Raw genomic sequence first — 6396 nt, forward strand, 5'->3', positions numbered from 1 at the left:
AAGACCTGCCCCAAGACCTGCCCCAAGACCTGCCCCAAGACCTGCCCCAAGACCTGCCCCAAGCCCTGCCCCAAGCCCTGCCCCAAGCCGCGCCGATGCGGGCGCTCACATCCCGAAGGCGACCTGCCGGCTGTTGCTCTTCTTCAGGTTGCGGTAGCGCGCCATCGCCCAGAGGGGGAAGAACTTCGAGTAGCCGTGGTAGCGCAGGTAGAACACCCGCGGGAACCCGGTCGCGGTGTAGCGCTCCTCGTTCCAGAAGCCGTCGCCCCCCTGCGTGCGGGCGAGATAGTTGATGCCGCGCGTCACGGCCGGCTCGTCGGCGGCGCCCACCGCCATGAGGGCGAGAAGCGCCCAGGCGGTCTGCGAGGCGGTGCTGTAGCCGGGCTCGAAGGCGGGGTCGATCTTGTAGCTCGACGCGTCCTCGCCCCAGCCGCCATCCGGGTTCTGGATGCTGATCAGCCAGGCCACGGCGCGGCGGATCTCGGGCGAATCGGGGTCGATCCCGGCGGCGTTGAGCGCGCAGAGCACGGACCACGTGCCGTAGATGAAGTTCATGCCCCAGCGGCCGTACCAGCTGCCGTCCTTCTCCTGCTCCTTGAGCAGGTAGGCGACGCCGCGGTCGAGGGCCTGCGAGGTCTCGCGGGTCTCGCCGAGCTGCGCGAGCATCGAGACGACGCGCGCCGTCACGTCCGCGGTCGGCGGGTCGAGCAGCGCGCCGTGATCCGAGAACGGGATGTGGTTCAGGTACATGTGGTTGTTGTCGGCGTCGAAGGCCGCCCAGCCTCCGTCCTTCGACTGCAGGCCCTCCACCCACTCGCGCGCCCGCGCGATCGAGGTGCTGTAGTCGGGCATGTCGGCCACGAGGCCGTGCTGGCGCATGGCCCGGTTCATGGCCATCACCACGACCGCGGTGTCGTCGAGGTCCGGGTAGTGGGCGTTGGCGTACTGGAAGGCCCAGCCGCCGGGGCGCACGTTCGGCTTGGCCGCGGCCCAGTCGCCCACGATGTCGAGCACCTGCCGCGGCTTCAGCCAGTCGAGCCCGTCGCGCGCCTGCCGCTCGGCCTCGGCGCCGCCGGCCTCCAGCAGGGCGTGGCTCGCCAGAGCCGTGTCCCAGACCGGCGAGACGCAGGGCTGCACGTAGGCCTCGTGGTCCTTCTCGACGACGAGCTTCTCGATGGCCTCGCAGGCGATGCGGATCTGCGGGTGACCGGCGGGGTAGCCCATCACCTCGTACATCAGCACGGAGTTGACCATGGCGGGGAAGATGGCGCCGAGCCCGTCCTCGCCGTTCAGGCGCTCGCTGACCCAGGCGACCGCCTTCTCCTTGGCGCGCAGGCGCGGCCGCTTCGGGAAGAAGTTCTCGACCTTCTGCAGCACCTTGTCGATGCCGCCGAAGATCGGCGTCCACGGCCAGGTGGCGTGGGGCGAGCCGGGCCAGCTCCGCACGTGCTCGGGCGGCGTGACGAACAGCTCCTGCACGCCGATGCCGCGCGGGTTCAGGGCGCGGGGCTTCGCCGCCTGCAGCACGAACAGGGGCACCATCACGCAGCGCGCCCAGTAGGAGACCTTGTCGAGGTGGAAGGGGAACCACTTCGGCAGGAACATCACCTCGACGGGCATCACCGGCACCGCCGTCCACGGCACCTCGCCGTAGAGGGCCAGCATGAAGCGAGTGAAGACGTTGGCGTTCGCGGCGCCGCCGCGGGAGAGGATCGCCTCGCGGGCCCGGCGCATGTGCGGCGCCTCGATGTCGTCGCCGATCATCTTGAGGGCGAAGTAGGCCTTCACGCTGGCGCTGATGTCGAAGGGGCCGTCGTGGACGAGGGCCCAGCCGCCGTGCTTGCCCTGCGTACGGCGCAGGTAGTTGCCGATCTTGGCCTCGAGGCCGGGGCGGGGATTGGTGGCGCGGAACTGGTGGAACAGGATGTACTCGGAGGGGATCGTCGCGTCCGCCTCGAGCTCGAAGCAGATGTGGCCGTCCGCGTGCGCGAGGCGCGTCAGCGCCCGCGTCGCGCTGGCGACGCCGCGCTCGACGTCCTCCAGGGAGATGTCCTGGGTCTTCGGGCGCTGCAGCGCCTCGACCTTGTTCACAGCCTCTCGCATCGTCCTCGCCTCAGCGGCTCATTCCGCAAAAAGAGCCCTATGACTCACGCCGCGCCGCGCCCCAGTGCCGGATCGCACATCAGGGCCAGCGCGGCGGTTTTTCCCGAGCGGATCGCTCCCTCGATCGTCGATGGCAGGCCGGTCGCGGTCCAGTCGCCCGCCAGGACGAGATTCTTGTGCGCGGTCACGGCGCCGGCGCGCCTGGCAGCCTCGGCCGGGGTCGCCGCGAAGGTCGCGCGCTTCTCCTTGACGATCTGCCAGCTTGGCAGTTCCGGAGCAAGATTACCGAGCCTCGCGATCTCGCCCCAGATCTGCCGGGCAAGGTCCTCGCGCGGCACGTCGAGGAGCCGGTCGGCGCCGCTGATCGTCACCGAGTAGCGGTCCGGGTAGGCGAAGAGCCACTCGGTGAGCCCGTTCACCACGCCGAGAACGAGCGGGCTGCCCGGCGGCGGCACCACGGCGAAGTGCGCGTTGACGATGGAGCGGAAGTTCTCGGGCGCGGCGAGGCCCGGCAGGAATTCGGCGGCGACCCAGGGCGGCAGCGCCAGCACGACCGAATCATCGGCCCCGAGCTCCACAGGCTCGTCCGTGAAGTCGAGCCGGTCGATGCGGCCCGCGCCGAACCCGAGCCCGCGCAGGCGGCGTCCGAAGCGGATCTCGGCGCCCCTGCGCTCCAGGTAGGCGACGGCGGGGTCGACGAAGGCCGCCGAGAGGCCGGCCACCGCCACCAGCGGCCGGCAGGCGGCGCCGCCGGCGCCCAGGGTCTCGCGCAGGATCTTGGCGGCGAGCCCGACGTCGCTCTCGCGCGGGTCGGTGTTGAGGGCCGCGAGCAGGACCGGGCTCCACAGGCGCTCGTAGAGCAGCCCCTCGCAGGCCATGCTCTCGCCGATGGTGCCGCCGGCGCCGTCCGCCTTGCCGGAGGCCGCCTTCAGGATGCCGAGCGGCGCGAGATAGTCGCGGGCGCGGCTGCCCGGCACCCGGCGTCCGCGGCTCAGGATCCACCAGGGCAGGCGGCCGGCATTGGGGCGCAGCCGCCAGCGCTCGCCGCTCTTCAGGTCGGCGAAGTCGAAGGCGGCCTCGTCCGGCCCGGTGAGCGCGTCGGCCGGCGCCCCGACGATGCGCATGAAGCCGAGCGCGTCGGTGTTGCCCGAGAGGAGGAGGTGGTTGCCGTTGTCGATGGTCAGCCCGAGGCTCGGGTCGTAGTAGGAGCGGCAGCGCCCCCCTGCCTGCTTGGCGGCCTCGTGCAGGACGACGCGGCTTCCCCGCTCGGCGAGCGTGACGGCCGCGGAGAGGCCGGCGAGGCCGGCCCCGACGACGTGAACAATGCCCATCAGACGATCCCGTGCCGGAGCGCGACGGCGAGCAGCGCGAGCTTGCCGGGCTTCACCCGGGCGCGGGGCGCCGACCAGCCGCGCTCGAGGAGCGCGTCGAGGTAGAGCCGGTAGGCCGCCGCCATCAGGCGGGCCGCCTTGGTGGCCTTGCGCGGTGAGCGGCCGATGATCTCCCAGGTCGCGCGGTAATGTTCGTCGGCCTCCGCCGCCACGCCCGCGCAGACCTCGCCGATGCGGGGATGCTCGATCGCGGCGCGCGGGCTCGGCGCGTCGAGGCCGATCCGGGCGAGCTTCTCGCGGGGCAGGTAGAGGCGGCCGCGCCCGGCATCCTCGTCGATGTCGCGCAGGATGTTGGTGAGCTGCAGGGCCCGGCCCTGGTGCCAGGCGAGGCGGATCCCGTCCTCCTCCGGCATCCCGAAGATGCGCACCGACAGGCGCCCGACCGCGCTCGCGACCCGGTCGCAGTAGAGGTCGAGGGTGGCCTCGTCGGGGGCCACGATGTCCTCGAACGCGTCCATCGCCATGCCGTCGATGACGGCGTGGAAATCCTCGCGCTTGAGGCCGTAGCGCCGGACGGGCACGACGAGGTCGCGCACCCGCGCCGGGGGGTTGCCCGCGAAGAGGGCGTCGACGTCGGCCCGCCAGCGGTCGAGCTCGGCCGCCCGGATCTCGGCCGGACCGCCGTCGTCGGCCACGTCGTCGACGGCCCGGCAGAAGGCGTAGACGGCGTACATGGCCTCGCGCCGGTCCTTCGGCAGCAGGCGCATGGCGGTGTAGAAGGACGAGCCCGCCGCCGGCAGGGCGGGGGCGGCGGCCTGGGCGGTCTCGGGCATGGGCGTCGCGGTGGCGCTCAATGCGAAGCTCCCTCGAGGGCGCGCAGGCTGCGGCCGCGGAAGGGCCGGCGCGCGAGGCTGCCGAGGATCCCGCCGAGCGCGACCATCGCGAAGCCGGCCTTGCCGTGATGCACCTTCTCGGAGAGCGGGTCGCGCTCCAGGAGACCGCGGGTCAGGACGACGGCGAGCCGGTGGATCGCGGCGATCTCGAGCGACAGGCGCAGGTCGTCGATCAGGCTCGGCAGCGCCGCGCCCTCGTCGAGGAGGAGGAGGGTGCGGGCGGCGAGATCCCGGATCACGCCGCGCAGCTCCGGGCTCGCCCGGTCGGCGGCCAGCATCTCCACGCTGGCGCCGTGCAGGTCGAGATAATCCTGCGGGATGTAGACCCGGTCGAGGCCGCGGTAATCCTTGCCGCAATCCTGCAGGTGGTTGAGGATCTGGAGCGCCGCGCAGATGGCGTCCGAGGCCGCCCAGACCCGGGCCGGGTCCTCGCCGTGCACGTCGAGGACGTAGCGGCCCACCGGCATCGCCGAGTAGCGGCAATAGTGGATCAGTTCGTCCCAGGTGGCGTAGCGGCTCTTGCGCGCGTCCATCCGGAAGGCGTCGAGGAGCTCGAGCGCGTGGGTCGCGGAGAGGCCGCGGGCGGCGAGCTCCCGCCTCAGGGGCTCGGCCTGCGGGTCGGCGGGCCCGCGCCCGGTCAGCGCGTCGGCGAGGCCGTCGAGAAGGGCGACCTTGCGCTCCGGCGTCAGGTCGGCGTGGTCGGCCACGTCGTCGCCCGCCCGCACGAAATTGTAGAAGGCGAGGATCGCCCCCCGGTGGCGCGGGTGGATCAGGTGGGAGGCGACGGGGAAGTTCTCGTCGCGGTGGCCCTTGCCCGAGCGGGTCTCGGCGGCGGTCTGCGGGCTCGCGCTCATCCGAGATACCCCGCGCCGCGGAACCACGAGACCGCGTCCGAGAGCCCCTCCCGGTAGGGGCGGGCGGTGTAGCCGAGCTCGGCGCGGGCCTTTTCGTCCGAGAAGAACATGCGGTAGCGCGCCATGCGGATGCCGTCGATCGTGGCGAGCGGCGCCTTGCCGGTCACCCGCGCCATCAGCTCGGAGACCACGGCGACGGGGTAGGTCGCCACCCGCGGCAGCCGCACGGTCGGCGCCTTGCGGCCGACGAGGCCGGCGATGTCGGCGAGCATCTGGGCGAGCATCACGTTCTGGCCGCCGAGAATGTACTTCTCGCCGACGCGGCCCCTTCGCAGCGCCAGCAGGTGGCCGCGCGCCACGTCGTCCACGTGGGCGAGGTTGAGGCCGGTGTCGACGAAGGCCGGCATCCTGCCGCGGGCCGCCTCCACGATGATCCGGCCGGTCGGCGTCGGCTTCACGTCGCGGGGGCCGATCGGCGTCGAGGGGTTCACGATCACGGCCGGCAGGCGATCGCGGGCGACCATCTCGTCGACCACGCGCTCGGCCACGACCTTGCTGCGCTTGTAGGCGCCGATCGCGGTCTCGGGCGTCAGGGGCCGGGTCTCGTCGGCGGGCGTGCCGTCGTCGTGCGGCTTGATGGTCGCGACGCTCGACGTATAGACGATCCGCTCCACGCCGGCCTTCAGCGCCTCCTCCATCAGGATGCGCGTGCCGTCGCGGTTGGTGCGGACGATCTCCTCCATGTCCGGCGCCCAGAGCCGGTAATCGGCCGCCGCGTGGACGAGGTAGCGCTGCCCCCGCATCGCGGCGGCGACCGCGGCGCGGTCGCGCATGTCGCCGACCGCGAACTCCACGTCCGGCCAGACGAGATTGGTGTTCGGGCTCGTGGCGCGCACGAGGATGCGGACCGGGAAGCCCGCCTCGCGGAACACGTCGACCAGGGCCGCGCCGAGGAATCCGCTCGCGCCCGTGATCAGCACGGGGCCGGGCTCGGACGGGCCGGTCTCCATCGCCTCTGCCATCTCTCTCGTTTCGCCACGGGGCGCGACCGCGGCGGGGCACCATCACCCCGGGCGGCGAGCCCGCGCGCTTGTCTCACCGAACGGTTCACGGAACAAGGATCGGGCGGCCACACGCGACGGTCGTCGCGCCGGTTCCGCCGGGTCCTCTTGGTTGAAGCGCCTCAGGCGAGGCGCAGGCGCCCGGCGCGGCTGT

At 72.5% G+C, this 6396-nt stretch carries 5 protein-coding genes; all 5 read right to left on the reverse strand.

Annotation, left to right across the window (positions count from 1 at the left end; genetic code table 11):
• Positions 1-105: 105 nt before the first annotated feature.
• From shc to hpnA, 5 genes are read right to left on the reverse strand one after another with little or no spacing between them, the layout of a single operon-like run.
• Positions 106-2103, reverse strand: a complete 1998-nt coding sequence (shc, locus tag MOX02_RS15395) for a squalene--hopene cyclase (protein ID WP_147026677.1) — start codon at positions 2101-2103, stop codon at positions 106-108.
• A 44-nt stretch (positions 2104-2147) separates the two neighbouring features.
• On the reverse strand, positions 2148-3437 hold the full coding sequence (hpnE, locus tag MOX02_RS15400) for a hydroxysqualene dehydroxylase HpnE (RefSeq protein ID WP_147026678.1): 1290 nt from the start codon (positions 3435-3437) through the stop codon (positions 2148-2150).
• A complete protein-coding gene (gene hpnD, locus MOX02_RS15405) occupies positions 3434-4288 on the reverse strand; it encodes a presqualene diphosphate synthase HpnD (protein WP_147026679.1) in 855 nt (284 codons plus the stop codon). Before hpnD ends, hpnE begins: the two co-directional genes overlap by 4 nt.
• Positions 4285-5181, reverse strand: coding sequence for a squalene synthase HpnC (gene hpnC, locus MOX02_RS15410; protein ID WP_147026680.1), 897 nt, complete (start codon positions 5179-5181; stop codon positions 4285-4287). Before hpnC ends, hpnD begins: the two co-directional genes overlap by 4 nt.
• The gene (gene hpnA, locus MOX02_RS15415) at positions 5178-6203 is read right to left on the reverse strand and encodes a hopanoid-associated sugar epimerase (protein ID WP_147026681.1); all 1026 of its coding nucleotides are present in this window, start codon (positions 6201-6203) and stop codon (positions 5178-5180) included. The genes hpnC and hpnA overlap by 4 nt, the downstream gene beginning before the upstream one ends.
• Positions 6204-6396 lie beyond the last annotated feature (193 nt).

The sequence above is a fragment of the Methylobacterium oxalidis genome (genome assembly GCF_007992195.1).
Classification (GTDB): domain Bacteria; phylum Pseudomonadota; class Alphaproteobacteria; order Rhizobiales; family Beijerinckiaceae; genus Methylobacterium; species Methylobacterium oxalidis.